The organism is Flavobacterium sp. (genome assembly GCF_036405015.1).
In the GTDB taxonomy this organism is placed as follows: Bacteria; Bacteroidota; Bacteroidia; order Flavobacteriales; family Flavobacteriaceae; genus Flavobacterium.
In genome coordinates this window covers 20,553-37,570 of the sequence record NZ_DASWYK010000018.1, presented here as the reverse complement: position 1 = coordinate 37,570, position 17,018 = coordinate 20,553, and the positions used below count along the sequence as shown (strand labels likewise).

The following is a 17,018-nucleotide window of genomic DNA, read 5'->3' as shown; positions in this document are numbered from 1 at the left end:
TTAAATGTTTAATCTTAATGGTTTGATGCTTGTTAAATATCATCAAAATCAATATCGGTGAAATTAGAAATGCTTGAAACAGAATCTTCAGTGCTAACTCGTTCCGTTGCATATTCTTTTTTAAAATCTTTTTGATGTCTTTCAGAAATTACTTCTTCGCCTTTGTGGTTCAAAACATAAGAAGTCATTTCCTCTAATATTTCTGCGAAAGCATTAAAATCTTCTTTGTATAAGTAAATTTTGTGTTTTTTGAAGTGAAATGAACCATCTTCTTCAGTAAACTTTTTGCTTTCGGTAATAGTAATGTAGTAATCATCAGCTTTGGTAGCTCTCACATCAAAGAAATAAGTTCTTCTTCCTGCTCGTAATACTTTAGAAAAAATCTCTTCTTTTTCTAACATGTCATTTTCTCTCATAATACGTTCTATCATTTTTGGAATTAATAGTACTCAAAAATCATAAAAAATTATCTATTACGCAACAATTAAAGTAATTCTTTTTCCGAAAGTTGTTTTAAATATAACGATGCATAATATCCTTCTTGATTTATTAATTGATTATGAGAACCTTGTTGAATTATCTTACCATCTTCTAATATAATAATTTTGTCTGCATTCTTTGCAGAGGAAACTCGATGACTTACAATTATAGTGGTTTTGTCTTTAGAAATTTCAAATAAATTGTTCAAAATCATTTCTTCGGTTTCGGTATCAACTGCTGATAGACAATCATCAAAAAGTAGGATTGCAGGGTTTTTAATAATGGCTCTGGCAATCGAGACACGTTGTTTTTGTCCTCCAGAAAGTGTGATTCCTCTTTCTCCTAAAATAGTGTCGTATTGTTTGTTAAAGGCAATAATGTTGTCATGAACGACTGCATTTTTAGCGGCTTCAAATACTTCTTCGTCAGTGGCATTTTGATTGCCAAATTTGATATTGTTTTTAATGGTATCCGAAAATAAGAAAGCATCCTGAGGTACAATTCCGATATTATTACGAAGATCGTTGAGGTTTAGCGTGCTGATTTCGTTGTTGTCAATTTTAAGATCTCCCTCAGTAACATCATACAATCTCGAAATTAAAGAAAGGATTGTCGATTTTCCTGAACCGGTTTTTCCTAATATGGCTAAAGTTTCTCCTTTTTTTACTGTGAAAGAGACATTTTTCAAAGCTTCAATATTGGTGTCTTTGTAAGTAAAAGAAACGTTTTCAAAAGCGATTGTTCCTTGAATTTCTGATGAATTTTCGTTGTTGTTTTTAATTTCTGGTTCAATTTTCAAAAATTCATTTAAACGTTTTTGTGAAGCTTCTGCTTCTTGAACCATAGAAGAAACCCATCCTAAAGAAGCAACTGGCCATGTTAGCATGTTTACATATAAAATGAATTCTGCAATTGTCCCGATATTCGGAATACTTCCATTAATATACATTACACCTCCGAAATAAATAACAACCAAATTACTGATTCCAATAAGTGCAATCATCAAAGGTCCAAATAAAGATTGAACTCTCGCTAAACTTAAACTTTTACGTTTGCTTTCTTCAGCCAGATCTACCATATTATTTTGGTGTTGATTTTCTAAAGAGTACGCTTTGATTACGCGAATTCCTGAAAAGATTTCTTGAGTAAAACTCGAAACTTTAGAAAGGTATTGCTGGAAAGTGGTGCTTCGTTTATTGATTTCAGAACTTAGTTTAAAAATACAATACGAAAGAATTGGCAACGGAAGAATAGTATAAAAGGTAAGCAGTGGCGATACATTATACATATATAATATAACGATTGCAAAACGTATAAATGTATTTATAGTATACATTACCGCTGGCCCGACATACATGCGAACTTTTGAAACGTCTTCGCTAATACGATTCATTAAATCGCCAGTTCGGTTTTGTTTATAAAAAGTTTGTGAAAGATTCTCGTATTGTTTGAAAACTTCATTTTTTAAATCAAACTCAATATGACGGGACATTACAATCAAAGTCTGACGCATTAAAAACGTCAAAAATCCTGCAACAATCGTAGTTCCGATGATAAGTAGCACATTATGAATAAGATCCTGACGATAAGCAGCGATGACAATTTCGGAATTTTGATCTGCGGTCGAGAGTTTGTCAAAATTTTCAATAGCATTTAACGACTTACTGATAAGCTTTGGAGTAAATAATGAAAATATTTGTGCGATTATGGTGATTAAAATACCTGCTGAAAAACTATATTTATATTTGACGAAATATTTGTTTAAATAGCTTAATTCTTTCATTTTTTTAAGAAATCTGATATTGAATTGATTTGTATTTAAGAATTATAATTAAATAAATTTATAATAATTTGCGATTTAATCAAAACAATTATATTGTAATATTGTTATTTTAAAGATAAAAAATTAGCACATGTGTATTTTTTAATTATGTTTGAGTTGTCTTTTTGACGAATTCATAATTTTAACTAATTTATACTAGCGCTATGGATGCAACTTTTGCAACTGGAAAGGAACTTCAAAAAATGGATCCTGTTTTTGGTCAATTGTCTTTTGATGATCACGAACAAATTGTATTTTGCAATGACAAAGATACAGGTTTAAAAGCAATTATTGGTATTCATAATTCAGTTATGGGGCCAGCTTTGGGAGGAACCAGAATGTGGAATTACAACACAGAATGGGAAGCTTTAAATGATGTTTTACGTCTTTCGAGAGGTATGACTTTTAAATCGGCTATTACTGGACTCAATATTGGTGGAGGTAAAGCGGTTATTATTGGTGATGCTAAAACGCAAAAAACTCCTGAGTTAATGCGCAAATTTGGTGAATTCGTTCACTCCTTAAGCGGAAGATATATTACTGCAGAAGATGTCGGAATGGAAACTAAAGACATGGATACTGTAAGAGACGTAACACCTTACGTTACGGGTATTTCTGAAGAAAGAGGAGGTTCTGGAAATCCTTCTCCTGTAACGGCTTACGGAGTTTATTTAGGCATGAAAGCGGCTGCTAAAAGTCAGTTTGGTACTGATGTTTTAGATGGTAAAAAAGTTTTGGTACAAGGAATTGGACACGTTGGTGAAACTTTGGTTGAGTATTTAACTAAAGAAGGAGCACAGGTAACTATTTCTGATATTAACGAAGAAAAATTATACCAAGTTGCTTCAAAATACAATGCAACAATTTATACAGGTGAAGATTTGTATACTGCAGATGTTGATATCTATGCACCGTGTGCGATGGGAGCAACAATCAACGATAATACAGTAGATAAAATCAAAGCTAAAGTTATTGCTGGTGCTGCAAATAATCAATTAGCAGATGAGAATATTCACGGTGCAAGATTGCAAGAAAGAGGAATTTTATATGCTCCAGATTTCTTAATCAATGCAGGTGGAATTATCAATGTTTACGCTGAATTAGCTAACTACGGTAAAGCTGAAATCATGACAAAAACAGAGAATATCTACAATACAACTTTAGAAATTATCGATTTCGCTGCTAAAAATAATATGACAACGCACAAAGCGGCTCTTACTATTGCTCAAAATCGTATTGATCAAAGAAGAATCGAGAACGCTGCTAAATAATTTTTTTTTAGTTTATAGTCTCAGTCTCAGTTTTCAGTTCTGCTGGAAACTGGGACTTTTTTTAGTTTTCAGTCCAAGTTGCAGTTCTCAGTTTTTGAGATTACTGCGACTGCGACTGAATACTGTGACTAAACGGAATACTGCGACTTTTTTACGAATTAATTTTAATATACGCTTCAAAAGTTATACTTTTGCAGACTAATTTTTAAATGTTCTTACACGGTGGTAAATAGAAGACACATACGCGTTAAAGTAATGCAATCCATTTATGCAATGCATCAAAGCGGTTCTGATAATATGGAAAAAGAAGAGAAATTTCTTTTTTACAGCATTGATAATATTCAGGACTTATATCTTATAATGCTTTCTTCATTGATAGAAATTTGTAAAAAAGAAGCAGTCTTTTTGCATCTTTCAAGTAAAAAACACCTGGCAACTGCCGCAGAACGTAATCCAAATGAAAAATTTATTAAAAACAAAATTTTTCAACTTCTTGCCGAAAGCAATTCTCTTAGCATCGCTTTAGAAAATCGTAAAATCAACAATTGGTCTTTAAATGACGACTATATCATTTTGCTTTTAAATGATGTTAAAGCAAGCGATATCTACAAAAAATACATGAACAATAACGCAAATACGTTTGAAGAAGACAGACAATTTGTAATTGATTTGTTTGAAAATGTTATTGTTCCAAATGAAAAATTATACGAATATTTAGAAGATGATAAATTAACATGGGTTGATGATATTCCTGTAGTTAACACTCATATTATTAAGCAATTAAAAGCAATCAAAACGGAAGAGCCGGATGATTTTAGAGTGCCAAAATTGTATAAAGATGTTGAAGATAAAGATTTTGCAAAAGATTTGTTTAGAAGAACAATCTTAAATGAAACGGCTTTTGCAAAAGAATACGAAGATAAAACACCAAATTGGGATAGTGATCGTATTGCTGAAATTGATACCATTATCTTAAAAATGGCCATTTGTGAGTTTATTAAATTCCCTTCAATTCCAGTAAAAGTAACTCTTAACGAATATTTAGAAATTGCAAAAGAGTATTCTACTCCGAAAAGTAGTATTTTTATCAACGGAATTTTAGATAACCTTGTAAAAGAGCTTACAGCCAATAAAAAGATGGTAAAAGCTGGAAGAGGGTTAATGTAATTAAAATTCCAATTTTAGAAAAGACAAATTCCAAAAAGAAATTAATTATAAATCAAAAACAAATTAAATTATGGAACAATTAAGTCAATTTGCGCCGTTCCTTTTAATGTTTGTGGTTCTTTATTTTTTCATGATTAGACCACAGCAAAAAAGAGCAAAAAATGAAAAAGAATTCGAAAACAACCTAAAAGTAGGTGATAAAATAGTTACAAAAAGTGGATTTCACGGTAAAATTGCTGAATTAGCAGAAACTACTGTAGTAATCGAAACTATGTCAGGAAAATTAAAATTAGAGCGTTCTGCTATCTCTTTAGAATTAAGCGCTGCTTTGAATAAAAAAGCTTAAGTTTTTTTAATTTCAATAAAATTTGAAATCCCAAATTCCAATAAATGGAGTTTGGGATTTTTTTGTTGCTAACTGTTTCCCTTTTTTGTCATCCTGACGAAGGAAGGATCACACAAGTAACTTCGCAATCTATATCGCCAATCTTTGTAGAGCTTCTGGTGTGATTCTTTGTTTCTCAGAATGGCAAAACAGTGTGTGAAAAATCTTTGTAAAAGTTTTAAACTTTGACAAAGATAACTGAACATAGCCCAAGGATGAAACCTTGAGTTGTGTTTCAAATTGGAGTTAAAATCTTTATCGATTCACGAATGTGATTTCTCTCCTAGGTCGAAATGGCAAAAAAAGAAAAAACCTTTGTCAAAGTTTTAAAATTTGACAAAGGTCTTGTATAGTTTGGAATTTGTATTTTAAAAATTGGAATTTAAATTACCTGTATTTATCATTCATTCCAACATTCGCTAAAATCATAGGAAGGACTTTTTCTATTCTTGATAGTTTAGTTTTTTCCTGTTTAGCCGATTCGATATATTCCAAAAATTCATATTGTTTGTAAGGAGCAAATTTTGCAAAAGCTTCTTTTAATGCTGGATTTTGTGTCATTTCTTTTTCTAAAAGTTCAGAAACGATTGCTTCTTTTTTAGAAGGTTTAATGACTTTTCCTTGTTTTTCGTTTTCAATGGCTTCATAAACGTATTCTAAAACGTCTTTCTCATTTACTTCGTCTTTTGAAGTAAAACGCCATTGTCTTAAAGATTTTGTAACTTCTTCCTGAGCATTTATCAATTTCTTCTTTTCATCTTTTAAGAAAACGCCATTAAAGAACCAGATCGCAAAATAATCTTTAAATCCGCCAAGGCCCACTACATTTTTCTTTTCATAAACATAAACTGGACCACCCCATTTTATAGTTTCGGTCAGTTCTGTTTTGTCAAGTATTGATTTAAGGAAAAGTAATTCTTCTTCCCATTTATTGCCATACTTCCAAATGCCTTTATTTTCGGATTTTGTTTCCACTTATTTTCTTTTTTTAGATTTTTCTGGTGCATCAAAAATACCTGGAATCGCAGTTAGTTCGGCAATTTTTACAATAACGTCAGTTGCTTTCTGAATACTTTCTGCAGGAACATATTCGTATTTCCCGTGGAAATTATGTCCTCCAGCAAATATGTTCGGACAAGGTAATCCCATAAATGATAATTGAGATCCATCAGTTCCGCCTCGAATTGGTTTAATAATCGGTTTGATGTTTAATTCTCTCATTGCTTTTTCAGCAATATCAACAATATATTTTACAGGTAAAACCTTTTCTTTCATATTGTAGTATTGATCTTTTACTTCAGCAATTACGATATCTTCACCAAATTTCTTAGCAAATTTCTTGTTAATTTTTTTTGCTAATGTATGAATTAATTCTTTTCGTTTTTCAAATTTCTTTTTGTTGTGATCACGAATAATTAATTCTAAAACAGTTTCTTCGATATTTCCTTTTATATGATGAACATGGAAAAATCCTTCATAGCCTTTAGTTTCCTGAGGTGTTTCTCCTTTTGGAAGTTCGTTGATAAACTCATTCGCTAAAAGCATCGAATTGATCATTTTTCCTTTGGCATATCCAGGATGAACGCTTTTTCCTTTGAAAGTAATTTTCGCTCCAGCTGCATTAAAATTTTCATATTCTAATTCACCAATTTGGCTTCCATCCATGGTATAGGCCCATTGTGCTCCAAATTTTTCAACATCAAAATGATGTGCTCCACGTCCAATTTCTTCATCGGGTGTAAAACCAATTCTGATTTTTCCGTGTTTAATTTCTGGATGCTGAATTAAATATTCCATTGCCGAAACAATTTCTGTAATTCCAGCTTTATCATCAGCTCCTAAAAGAGTCGTTCCGTCAGTTGTAATGATAGTTTGACCTTTATATTGTAATAAATCTTTAAAGTAGTTTGGAGATAAAATGATGTTTTTTTCTGCATTCAAAACAATATCTTTTCCGTCGTAATTTTCAACAATCTGAGGTTTTACATTGGCTCCACTAAAATCAGGAGAAGTATCAAAGTGAGAAACAAAACCAATTGTTGGCACTTCATGTTCAACATTGCTTGGAAGCGTTGCCATGATATAAGCTTTGTCGTCTATAGTTACGTCTTCAAGGCCAATTGCTTTTAGTTCTTCGACCAATTTATTGGCAAGATTCCATTGTTTTTGAGTACTTGGTGTTGTTTGAGAATTTGGATCTGATTCAGTGTCAATTGTTACATAACTGATAAAACGATCTATGATATGTTGCATTTTTTTGATTTTTTAGCAAATATAGAAAATTTTTTCTGTGCAATAATTTAGCTTTCTATATCAGAATTAATAAAAAAAGGGATTCTCTGCAGAATCCCTTTTTGATATTTAAAGATTATTATTTGCTTTTTACACATCTAAAACCAACGTGGTTAGCCGCAGATCTGATTTCGCCTTTTCCTCTTGTACCAACCATGTAACGTGTACAATATTGATCGGTGCACAGAAATGAGCCGCCACGATGTACACGTTTTATTTCTGAAGGATCATTAGGATCATAGTAAGCATCTGGCCCTTGTGGATTTTTTGTTACTTTTCCGCTTTCTGCTAATGATTTGTAGTAATCGGTACTGTACCAATCATGAACCCATTCCCATACATTTCCAGCAATATCGTATAAACCGTAGGCATTTGGAGCGTATTGTTTGGTTGGTGCAATTCCTTTAAATCCATCTTCGCCAGTATCTCCGTCTTTTATTGGGAAATGTCCCTGATAAATATTAGCCTGAAATTTTCCTTTAGGTTTTAAATCATTTCCCCAGGCATAAAGATTTCCCGTTTTTCCGCCACGTGCAGCAAACTCCCATTCTGCTTCTGTTGGAAGTCTTTTTCCTGCCCATTTTGCGTAGGCTTGAGCATCTTCATAAACAACATGAACTACAGGATATTTTTCTTTTCCTATAATGGTGCTTTGCGGTCCTTCAGGATGTCTCCAGTCAGCGCCTGGTTCGTAACGCCACCATTGCAGGAAATTATTCAAATTAACTGCTGATGGAGTAGGAGTGAAAACAACTGAACCCGTAATTAAATCAGCCTCATTTGCTGTTGGAAATTCTTCTTTAGTTGGTTTTTGTTCAGCTACAGTTACATAACCAGTCGCTTTTACAAATTTTTCAAATTCTTCGTTGGTTACTTCTGTTTCGTCCATATAATAACCGTCGACATAAACACGATGAATAGGTGCCGCATCTTTTGTTACTCCTTTTATGCTACATAAACTTTCATCTTCAACGTTTGATCCCATAGAAAATTCACCGCCAGGAATCCAAACCATGCCTTTAGGTGCTTTTATTGTGGGTTTGAATTTATTTTCGATAGTTGGTTTGAATTGAGATTCTGTATTTGTTGGAGTTTCATGACATTCAGCAACCGTTTTTTCTTCTTTATTTGAAAATCTCGTGTAGCTGTACGCTATGGAAATAATGGATAATGTGAGTAACGCAAAAATCCAAAAAGTTTTCTTTTTCATGGTTGTTTATTTTTAAACTGATTATGGTTGTCAATAGAGAGGATAAAATTATAAAAATAATTTTATAATTATACTAATTTGATAGGACTAATGAAATTAATTGTCTTTTTCAACAAGAACGACTTCATATTTATTTTGTCCATCTATTTGTACAGGCTGGTAATAAGTTTCTCCAAATTTGATGTATTTTACATCTCCAATTGTCACTTCTTCACCGCCTTCAGGTAGACTTTCTACAATTGTTCCAGCAGTTGGAGCCACAACTTTGTAATTATTTCCGTCTTTTTCATAATAAGTACCTCCGTAGTAATAATTATTAACAGTACCTGTATTGACGGTTTGTGCTCCACTCGGAATATTATTTACTGTACCTCCAACAGGAGCAGGCACAACAGTATATCCTCCGCTTGACGGTGCATACCAAACTCCTTGGTCATAATGATATTGGCTGCTTTCTACGCTAACGACAATTGCTGTAACCGCTAAAGTCGCAACAAAAAATCCCCAAGGATGCCAAACCGGTCCCCAATAAAATGGACGATAAGGATGGTAATAATAAGGATGATAGCCATAATAGCGATAACCACCATATCTATAGGGAGGACGTGCATAAACGACTGTATTTCTTCTTACTACTGTGTTGCGGTTATTATTTATGGTGATATCTCGGCTTCGATCTACATTTCGAGTATTGCCGCTAATATTTGTATTTCTGTTCCCGTTGTTTCTATTGACTGTATTATTTCTGTTTGTAGTATTGGTACGATTATTAATTCTTGAATTTGAATTATTCGCAGGTCTGGTTACTTTCGTTCCAGAATTATTAGACCCAGGTCGTGTCGTTGCAGCTGGCCTCGTTGTTTTGGCTGGTCTCGTTGCATTTGGTCTGGTTTGATTTGCAGGTCTTGCAGGTCTAGTGTGAGTTGCCCCTCCAGATCTGTTTACTCCGCCTCCGCCCCCACGATTACGCTGTGCTAAACTATCAATTGAAATGAGGAAAAATGTTCCCATCAAGCAAACTATTGCTGATTTTCTTAGAGATTTGGATATGTTTTTCATTTTCAAGGATTTATATGACTTAAAGTTATGAAAAAAAAGATTTGAATTGGTTGTTGCAACTATAAAACTTTGAATTACAATGAAATATCCCATTGTATTCTAAAACGCCAGCCTTGTTCCAACGGGAGTGTTTTGTCTTGAAAACTAAAATAACTTATTTCTGAAGTCAATTTGTTCTTATGCCCTTTGAAAAACCAATTAAAAGCCAATGTAGATTCGTCCTGCCGATTTTGTCTAATAGAATAATCGGGTTTGTATGAGGCATGTCTTGCTGCCATTTCTAAATGTTTCGGCCACCAATGAAAAACAGTATGAAAAAAATATCCTGCCTGTACATAATAACCTCTCATTACCGTCATGTCATCGTTGTTGAGTTTATCTATTATTTCTTTGGTATGCCATTCACTTTGCCAAGAAAAACCACGATACATAAAAGCAGTTTCTAGATTCCATTGATTGACTCTGTATTGTCCAGGTAAACCATCTTCGAATCCGTCTAAAGAACCTCCACCAGCTTGCGAAAATCTTGTGTATGGACTTCGGTTAGTTATGGCAGAAAAAGCAATAATAGGAGTTGGTTTTTCATGAAATTCCAAGTCGCAACCTTCAAAATCAAGAAATCGTCCTAAGAAATTCCATTGCGCTCTTCCAAAGTACATTAGATTTCCGTCATCATTTGAAGTACTTCCACGCCCTGTTCCGGTTAAGGCGGCAAACCAATAATTGAAATCGGCAATGCCACTTCCTTTTAAATGACCGTAAATTTCGGCTCCTAATTGTCTGTCAACTGTAAACGGACGATTAATTAGAGATCTTTCTACCATTTGCTGTTCACCACTACTGATATAACGTTCGCGGGTAAATTCTGTTTTCCATTGTCCGACTTTAAAACTCAGCCAATCCCATTTTTCAATCATGATTCTAAAATCAAGTAAATTGGACTGACTCAATTCATATTCCCAATAATATTTAAGCCAAGGCTCAAAAGCATGACCGCCAATTTTTAGTCTGGCACGGTTTATTTTAAATGTTGTTTTAGCATCTTGACTGTAATCGTCATAAGTCAAAGGATCTGTGTCATAAGGAGTAGAAAAACGAAATTGCAGTCTGCTCTGTAATTGAAATAGAAATTTATTATCTCTTGTCTGAAGTTCAATTCCTTTTTTTCCATAACGAACACTCATTATTTTTGTAGTGTCTTTTTCTTCTTGAGAAATCCCATTAAAACCTATAAAAAGTATTCCTATATAAAGAAAATTTTTCCAGATGCATATTGCTTTTTGTCGACTAAACATAGGCTGAGAGTTGTAAAGTTTCTAACTGCTTTTATTAATTTATTTTCCTCCAAAGTTTTTTGCGATTCCTAGACCAATTCCCCAGCTGTCATAAGCATTCCATTTGAAGTCATAACTTACGGTTCCAAATATTTCCCAGCCTTTTGGCAGTTCATAGCCATATTCAACTCCGGCACGAGTCAGGAAAAAATTGTCTTCTTTGGCAAATTCGCCTCCAAAACCTAAAAGGAAACTCCAGCGTTCGCTTGGTTTATAAATTCCCATTAAAGCAGGAGCAACAGGATAACTTCTTTCGATTGTTTCTTTGTCTTCTCCACTGGCAAGATTTTTTTCGACTTTAAATTTTTCGATAATAAAATCTGTATGAAGTCCGATTGCCCATTTTTCATGAAATTGAAAAGTATAATCTAATCCCCAAGCAGGAAGGCTTAAAACTTCACGATTTCCTTCGTCATCACGACCTTCAAAAACATGAACATGATTGATTGAAAGACCTATTTGATGATGCGGACTAAAAGTTTTTTCTTCACTTTCTTGTGCAATTATTTTATTTGAAAAAAAACAGCTGAATGAAGAAAGCAGCATTAAAAACAAGATCTTTTTATGGTAAATAGTCGAGTTATACATTTTAATTCAAAGATTTATAAATTAAAAGAGGTATCGTTTTGAAATTATGTCATCATAAAATACCTGTTTTAATTTGTTGTCATTAAAAAATTAGTCTCTTCCCAAAGCTCTTTTGGCTTCATTATTTAAATCAGAGTATTCGATTTTTCCAACATTTATTCCGACACCGTAAATCTCTCCGCCTTTAAATGTTCCTGGGGTTTTGTATTCTTTACTTACGGCATCTCCACTGTCAAAGCCTACGCAAAGTCCGTCGCCAGAAAGAGTAAATTTACCAGACTGTGTTCGCATTGGTCCAGAAGCGACTTCTTTTCCATCAATGTACAATTTCATTGTTCCTAAAGATTCTCCGTTTGGACCTGCTTTTTCACGGTTGAATTCCATTCCAAAAACATGTTTTCCGGGAGTGATGGCAACATTTGAAGTAAATTTCTGCTCAGGAGAAATTCCTAAAAAGTTATATACATAATGCAGTTTTTTGTCTTTTAAAAATAAGGTATGACCTCCAAAACGGGAACCATGAGCAAAAAGAACTCCATTGGCATTAGCGTCTTTTACATCAACATCGGCAACAATTTTATAAGAACGTCCGCGAACATTTACAGCAACACCTTCTGGTACAGGAGAAGTTCCTGGGTAATATTTATAAAGATCACGAGGAGCCTCAGAAGAAGGTCTTTCGGTTCCTAAAACTTCGATTGCAGAACGGTCATCAAGTGGTAAAACCAGATTTTTAGCGGCTTCGTCATTCCAATCTTTTATTAATTCTTTTAGTTTGTCTGGATATTTTTTAGCTAGATTGTTAGATTCAGAACGGTCTACATCAGTATTGTATAATTCCCATTCGTCTTTGTCAAAATTTCCTTTTCCACCAAGCGGAGCGTGAAGCGCAACAGCTTTCCAACCGTCTTTCCACAACGCACGGCTTCCTAACATGGCAAAATATTGAATATGTTTTTGTGTTTTTGTATTTGGAGCGGCATCAAAAGAGTATCTCATAGAAACTCCAGATAAAGGATACTGAGGAACGCCACGATATTCTTTTGGCATTTCAAGTCCGCAAATATCTAATATCGTTGGTACAATATCCGTTGAATGATGAAACTGATCGCGAACAACTCCTTTTGCTTTTATTCCTTTTGGCCATGAAATAACTAACGGATCGCAAGTTCCTCCCGCATATTGGCTGTATCTTTTAAACATTTTGAAAGGAGTTGAAAATGCCGCAGCCCATCCCGTTGGATAATGCTCGTAAGTATCAGGACCTCCTAATTTGTCAATATATTTCAGGTTTTCTTTTAATTCGTCAGGATATCCGTTAAAGAATTTATTCTCATTTACAGAACCCGATTCAGAACCTTCTCCAGAAGCTCCATTATCTGCTGCATAAATAACAACTGTATTTTCTAGTTGTCCCGTTTTTTCTAAATAATCAATAATTCGGCCTACTTGTGCATCAGTATATTCAGAGAAACCAGCATAAACTTCTGCCAATCTTGAAAATAGTTTTTTCTCTTCAGGTTTTAATTTGTTCCAGTCTAAAACATTATCAGCTGGATTTGCAACTCCCGGAGGCATCGGATTAAAATTGTCAAATTTTGTACCCGGAGGAAGAACTCCTTTTGCAATCATTCGAGGTAAAACCCACTTACGATAAGCATCATAACCGTCATCAAATTTGCCTTTATATTTGGCAATGTATTCTTCGGGAGCATGATGCGGTGCATGATTTGCGCCTGGACAATACCACATGTACCAAGGTTTAGAAGGGTTTGTTGCTTGTTGGTCTTTTATAAATTCGAGTGCATGATCGGCCAAATCTTTAGATAAATGATATCCTTCTTCTGGAGTTGCAGGCGGTTCAATAAAATGATTGTCTTCTACTAAATCAGGATACCATTGATTGGTTTCTCCTCCAAGAAATCCGTAAAAACGGTCAAATCCCATTTGTAAAGGCCAAGTGCTGCGAGGACCACCAGAAGCAATATCTTGCTCAGGAACATTGTGGTTTTTTCCAATCCAAAAAGTACTCCATCCATTATCTTGAAGCACTTGTCCGATTGTAGCAGCTTGTTTAGGGATTCTTCCGCTTGCCCCTGGATAACCGTCAGCAGTTTCTGTAATGGCTGCCATTCCATTGAGATGATGGTTGCGTCCCGTTAATAAAGTGGAACGAGTTGGCGAACAAAGCGCAGTTGTATGCCATTGCGAGTAAGTAATTCCGTTGTCGGCTAGTTTTTGCATCGTTGGCATATTTATTCCTCCACCATAAGGAGACCAAGCCGCTAATCCGGTGTCATCATATAAGATGAATAAAATATTAGGAGAACCCGCAGGAGCCTTTTTAGGAAGATAAGGAGCCCAATCACTTTTTGAATCTCTAATATCCAATGCGATTTTTCCTTTAAAAGTTTCTTTCGTTACTTGTTGAGGATCAGCTTGTGCCGACGCTTTAAAAGTTATGCCTGATAAAAAGCATAATAGAAACAGGTAAAAACTTTTTTGAATCATTGTTCTGTTGCTGTTTTTCATGATTGTAACTGTTTAATTATTATTTGATTGCTGTGGGGCTTAATAATAAGGTAAGCTAACAATGGGTATGTTTTTGGAGAGAAATGTTTTTAAAGGCTTGTAGCATTTGTAGTCTTAAAAATGATTAGACTTATTCTCTCAAAATTAGGTAATATGTGAGCCAAAGAAGTTGGTTTTCAGGCTCCAAATGGTTTCATTTTATAATTTGCAACATAAAAAACCTGATTTTGAACAAAAAAAAGGAGTGAGATTACAATGTACATTGAAGAATCAAACAAAATTGAAATTATTTGTTTTCGTAAATAGGTACCTTTTTAAACTATAATATTTAAATTTGCATCCGAAAAAATAACAACACAACTCTTATGTATAAATTGATAATTCGTCCGATACTTTTTTGGTTTGATCCTGAAGAAGTGCATTACTTTACTTTTTCATTTGTAAAATTCATTTCAAAAATCCCAGGAGTTTCGGCGATTATAAGATCAATTTATGAAGTAAAAGACGCTCGATTAGAAAGAGAAGTTTTCGGAATCAAATTCAAAAATCCAGTTGGACTTGCCGCAGGATTTGATAAAGATGCAAAATTGTACAAAGAATTGGGTGATTTTGGTTTTGGTTTTATCGAAATCGGAACAGTAACACCAGTTGGACAAGAAGGAAATCCGAAAAAACGTTTATTTCGTTTAAAAGAAGATCAGGCAATTATTAACCGAATGGGATTTAATAATGGCGGAGTTCTAGAAGCAGTTGAACGTTTGAAGAAAAATTCGGGAGTTTTAATTGGAGGAAATATCGGGAAAAATAAAGTGACCGATAATGAAGATGCCGTTAAAGATTACATCATTTGTTTTGATGCTTTGTACGATCACGTTGATTATTTTGTTGTGAATGTAAGTTCTCCAAATACACCAAATTTAAGAGCTTTACAAGACAAAGAACCTTTAACAGCATTATTGCAGACTTTGCAAAATAGAAATGTTGAAAAACAAAAAACAAGCACGCAAAAAGTAAAACCAATTCTTCTAAAAATTGCTCCAGACTTAACAGATGAGCAATTATTAGATATTATTGATATTGTAAAAACAACACAGATTGCGGGTGTAATTGCAACCAATACTACAATTTCGAGAGAAGGTTTACAATCTGCCAATCAATCTGAAACAGGAGGTTTATCTGGAAAACCATTAACAAAACGTTCTACAGAAGTAATTCGTTTTCTTTCAGAAAAAAGCAATAAAGCATTCCCAATTATTGGAGTAGGAGGAATTCATTCTGCAGACGATGCCATCGAAAAACTAAATGCAGGAGCAAGTTTAGTGCAATTGTACACTGGTTTTATTTATGAAGGACCGGCGTTAATAAAAGCGATCAATAAAAAAGTTTTAGGGCAATTGTAAAAGAATGGCCTGAATTGCAAGTCCCACAATAATAGCAATTCCAAAACTGATTAAAGTTCCAATCATTACATATTCTGTAAGTTTTCGGTCTTTGGCTTCTTTTAGATCTCCGAATCTAAAAATAGATTTTGCGGCCAATAGAAATCCGATAGCTTCAAAATGTGCTGTCAAAATAAAACAAACCACTAAGAGACGTTCTAAAATGCCAATGTAATTTCCTGCACTGGCAAGAGAATTGTCTTGGTGGCTGTTTCTGCTTTCTGGACTCCAAATAGAAATAATGGTTTTGATGAGTATAGAAGTAGGTTTGGTAACCAATAAAATTCCAGTAACTAAAATCCAGAATTCATTGTGTTGCCAAAAAGATACCAAGCCTTTATTTTCGTAAAGTAGAACCACGGCGATTAGAATCAGAATATGTGTAATTTGGTCTGCAACAAACCAAGTACGTTTGGTTTTCTTTTTCTGAAAATTCAATTTGATTATATCGATAATTCCGTGTGTTATGGCAATTAAAATAGCATAAGGTATAAAACTGATTTCGCCGACAAGGATTACGGTTAAGACACCATGCAATAAAAGATGAACATACAAGTAAATACTTTTATATTTTTTTATCTCTTTATCGGCTACCCAGGAATTTGGTTGCCAGATAAAATCACCTAATAAATGAGCTAAAAGCAGTTTTACGAATAAAATCATAAGGCTGTAATTTGTTTTATTTGTGTTCTAAAATATCGATCTAAATTCATAACCAAATCAAACTGAGCGCGTTTTTGTCTTCGGCTGACAGCGGCTTGGTTAATTCCTAATTTTTGCCCTAATTCTTCTTGTGACAAAGTTGGATTTTCTATAGCAACAGCAACAAATTCTGCAGATTGTACCAGCCAGCTGTCCATAAAAGTTAAAGCCAGTTGGAGCATTAAATTCAATTTTTCATCAAAACTGTTGTCACCGCTCCGAAGTGCTAAAGTCACTTTCTGCTTTTTTAAAGTTTCAAAAAGCTCTCCTGAATTTATAAAGGCAGAACCATTGCTTTCTGAAATTCTTTCAGTATTATACGTTTTGTCTCCAAAACCAATACTCATTCTAGCATCCAATTTTAGTGCTCTTAAACGAGCTTTTATTAAAATAGCAATTAGTAAAGCATTTTCGGGAATTGAAACTTCAATTTGAAATTCATCTCCACGATAAATCTCCCATTGACTAGGCGTAGCGCCCAATGGAGCTAAAATCTTTTTAAGATCCTCAACCCAATGCTCTGATTTTTGTTGTCTTGAACCAATTATGTCACCTGTAATTACACTAGTCATAACCAAATATAATTAAAAAATAATAAACTTTCTATTACAAATATAAGTAATAATTTTAATTATTACGTTTTTTGGTAATATTGTTTGTTATTACGTTTTTATGTAATAATTTAAATAATTACAATAGTAGGGAATAATTGGTTTCGAGTAAAAATCTTTTTTATT

The 17,018-nt window shown here is 33.8% G+C and carries 15 protein-coding genes; 4 read left to right on the top strand and 11 right to left on the bottom strand.

The features are described from left to right. Window positions 1-32: 32 nt before the first annotated feature. The gene (locus VGE71_RS02025) at window positions 33-416 is read right to left on the bottom strand and encodes a PUR family DNA/RNA-binding protein (RefSeq protein WP_331136804.1); all 384 of its coding nucleotides are present in this window, start codon (window positions 414-416) and stop codon (window positions 33-35) included. Between the two features lie 68 nt (window positions 417-484). Beyond that, window positions 485-2,263: an ABC transporter ATP-binding protein gene (locus VGE71_RS02020; protein ID WP_331136803.1), complete on the bottom strand. Its 1,779-nt coding sequence runs from the start codon at window positions 2,261-2,263 to the stop codon at window positions 485-487. 203 nt (window positions 2,264-2,466) lie between these two features. On the opposite strand from VGE71_RS02020, the gene VGE71_RS02015 reads away from it, so the two are divergent. The 3 genes from VGE71_RS02015 to yajC all read left to right on the top strand — a co-directional run bounded on the left by VGE71_RS02015 (window position 2,467) and on the right by yajC (window position 5,086). Beyond that, complete coding sequence (locus VGE71_RS02015; RefSeq protein WP_144214877.1) at window positions 2,467-3,573, top strand: Glu/Leu/Phe/Val family dehydrogenase; 1,107 nt, start codon at window positions 2,467-2,469, stop codon at window positions 3,571-3,573. Between the two features lie 255 nt (window positions 3,574-3,828). Beyond that, window positions 3,829-4,740, top strand: coding sequence for a transcription antitermination factor NusB (nusB, locus tag VGE71_RS02010; protein WP_331136802.1), 912 nt, complete (start codon window positions 3,829-3,831; stop codon window positions 4,738-4,740). A 70-nt stretch (window positions 4,741-4,810) separates the two neighbouring features. Then, complete coding sequence (yajC, locus tag VGE71_RS02005) at window positions 4,811-5,086, top strand: preprotein translocase subunit YajC (RefSeq protein ID WP_331136801.1); 276 nt, start codon at window positions 4,811-4,813, stop codon at window positions 5,084-5,086. A 426-nt stretch (window positions 5,087-5,512) separates the two neighbouring features. On the opposite strand, the gene VGE71_RS02000 is transcribed toward yajC, so the two are convergent. The 7 genes from VGE71_RS02000 to VGE71_RS01970 form a co-directional block, all read right to left on the bottom strand. Continuing rightward, window positions 5,513-6,100: a YdeI/OmpD-associated family protein gene (locus tag VGE71_RS02000; RefSeq protein WP_331136800.1), complete on the bottom strand. Its 588-nt coding sequence runs from the start codon at window positions 6,098-6,100 to the stop codon at window positions 5,513-5,515. Continuing rightward, window positions 6,101-7,378 (bottom strand): peptidase T, encoded by a 1,278-nt coding sequence (gene pepT / locus VGE71_RS01995; protein WP_331136799.1) that lies wholly within the window; start codon window positions 7,376-7,378, stop codon window positions 6,101-6,103. A 118-nt stretch (window positions 7,379-7,496) separates the two neighbouring features. Further along, window positions 7,497-8,627 carry a formylglycine-generating enzyme family protein gene (locus VGE71_RS01990; protein ID WP_331136798.1) on the bottom strand — a complete coding sequence of 377 codons (1,131 nt, stop codon included), beginning with the start codon at window positions 8,625-8,627 and terminating at the stop codon, window positions 7,497-7,499. A gap of 96 nt (window positions 8,628-8,723) precedes the next feature. Then, the gene (locus tag VGE71_RS01985; RefSeq protein ID WP_331136797.1) at window positions 8,724-9,686 is read right to left on the bottom strand and encodes a DUF6515 family protein; all 963 of its coding nucleotides are present in this window, start codon (window positions 9,684-9,686) and stop codon (window positions 8,724-8,726) included. A gap of 74 nt (window positions 9,687-9,760) precedes the next feature. Continuing rightward, on the bottom strand, window positions 9,761-10,981 hold the full coding sequence (locus VGE71_RS01980; RefSeq protein WP_331136796.1) for an OprO/OprP family phosphate-selective porin: 1,221 nt from the start codon (window positions 10,979-10,981) through the stop codon (window positions 9,761-9,763). Between the two features lie 39 nt (window positions 10,982-11,020). Next, a complete protein-coding gene (locus VGE71_RS01975) occupies window positions 11,021-11,608 on the bottom strand; it encodes a hypothetical protein (protein WP_331136795.1) in 588 nt (195 codons plus the stop codon). 90 nt (window positions 11,609-11,698) lie between these two features. Beyond that, complete coding sequence (locus VGE71_RS01970; protein ID WP_331136794.1) at window positions 11,699-14,140, bottom strand: arylsulfatase; 2,442 nt, start codon at window positions 14,138-14,140, stop codon at window positions 11,699-11,701. 365 nt (window positions 14,141-14,505) lie between these two features. Here VGE71_RS01970 and VGE71_RS01965 point away from each other — a divergent pair, with 365 nt between their 5' ends. Next, window positions 14,506-15,540 carry a quinone-dependent dihydroorotate dehydrogenase gene (locus VGE71_RS01965; protein ID WP_331136793.1) on the top strand — a complete coding sequence of 345 codons (1,035 nt, stop codon included), beginning with the start codon at window positions 14,506-14,508 and terminating at the stop codon, window positions 15,538-15,540. Here the strand turns inward: VGE71_RS01965 and VGE71_RS01960 are convergent. Beyond that, the gene (locus tag VGE71_RS01960; RefSeq protein WP_331136792.1) at window positions 15,526-16,242 is read right to left on the bottom strand and encodes a DUF3307 domain-containing protein; all 717 of its coding nucleotides are present in this window, start codon (window positions 16,240-16,242) and stop codon (window positions 15,526-15,528) included. The genes VGE71_RS01965 and VGE71_RS01960 overlap by 15 nt on opposite strands. Further along, window positions 16,239-16,853, bottom strand: coding sequence for a hypothetical protein (locus tag VGE71_RS01955; protein WP_331136791.1), 615 nt, complete (start codon window positions 16,851-16,853; stop codon window positions 16,239-16,241). Before VGE71_RS01955 ends, VGE71_RS01960 begins: the two co-directional genes overlap by 4 nt. Between the last annotated feature and the right edge of the window lie 165 nt (window positions 16,854-17,018).

What these genes read in the sequence shown, in the direction of transcription:
- VGE71_RS02025 (WP_331136804.1), bottom strand. Translation starts at nt 416, where the DNA reads ATGAGAGAAAATGACATGTTAGAAAAAGAAGAGATTTTTTCTAAAGTA.
- VGE71_RS02020 (WP_331136803.1), bottom strand. Translation starts at nt 2,263, where the DNA reads ATGAAAGAATTAAGCTATTTAAACAAATATTTCGTCAAATATAAATAT.
- VGE71_RS02015 (WP_144214877.1), top strand. Translation starts at nt 2,467, where the DNA reads ATGGATGCAACTTTTGCAACTGGAAAGGAACTTCAAAAAATGGATCCT.
- nusB (WP_331136802.1), top strand. Translation starts at nt 3,829, where the DNA reads ATGCAATCCATTTATGCAATGCATCAAAGCGGTTCTGATAATATGGAA.
- yajC (WP_331136801.1), top strand. Translation starts at nt 4,811, where the DNA reads ATGGAACAATTAAGTCAATTTGCGCCGTTCCTTTTAATGTTTGTGGTT.
- pepT (WP_331136799.1), bottom strand. Translation starts at nt 7,378, where the DNA reads ATGCAACATATCATAGATCGTTTTATCAGTTATGTAACAATTGACACT.
- VGE71_RS01990 (WP_331136798.1), bottom strand. Translation starts at nt 8,627, where the DNA reads ATGAAAAAGAAAACTTTTTGGATTTTTGCGTTACTCACATTATCCATT.
- VGE71_RS01985 (WP_331136797.1), bottom strand. Translation starts at nt 9,686, where the DNA reads ATGAAAAACATATCCAAATCTCTAAGAAAATCAGCAATAGTTTGCTTG.
- VGE71_RS01980 (WP_331136796.1), bottom strand. Translation starts at nt 10,981, where the DNA reads ATGTTTAGTCGACAAAAAGCAATATGCATCTGGAAAAATTTTCTTTAT.
- VGE71_RS01975 (WP_331136795.1), bottom strand. Translation starts at nt 11,608, where the DNA reads ATGTATAACTCGACTATTTACCATAAAAAGATCTTGTTTTTAATGCTG.
- VGE71_RS01970 (WP_331136794.1), bottom strand. Translation starts at nt 14,140, where the DNA reads ATGAAAAACAGCAACAGAACAATGATTCAAAAAAGTTTTTACCTGTTT.
- VGE71_RS01965 (WP_331136793.1), top strand. Translation starts at nt 14,506, where the DNA reads ATGTATAAATTGATAATTCGTCCGATACTTTTTTGGTTTGATCCTGAA.
- VGE71_RS01960 (WP_331136792.1), bottom strand. Translation starts at nt 16,242, where the DNA reads ATGATTTTATTCGTAAAACTGCTTTTAGCTCATTTATTAGGTGATTTT.
- VGE71_RS01955 (WP_331136791.1), bottom strand. Translation starts at nt 16,853, where the DNA reads ATGACTAGTGTAATTACAGGTGACATAATTGGTTCAAGACAACAAAAA.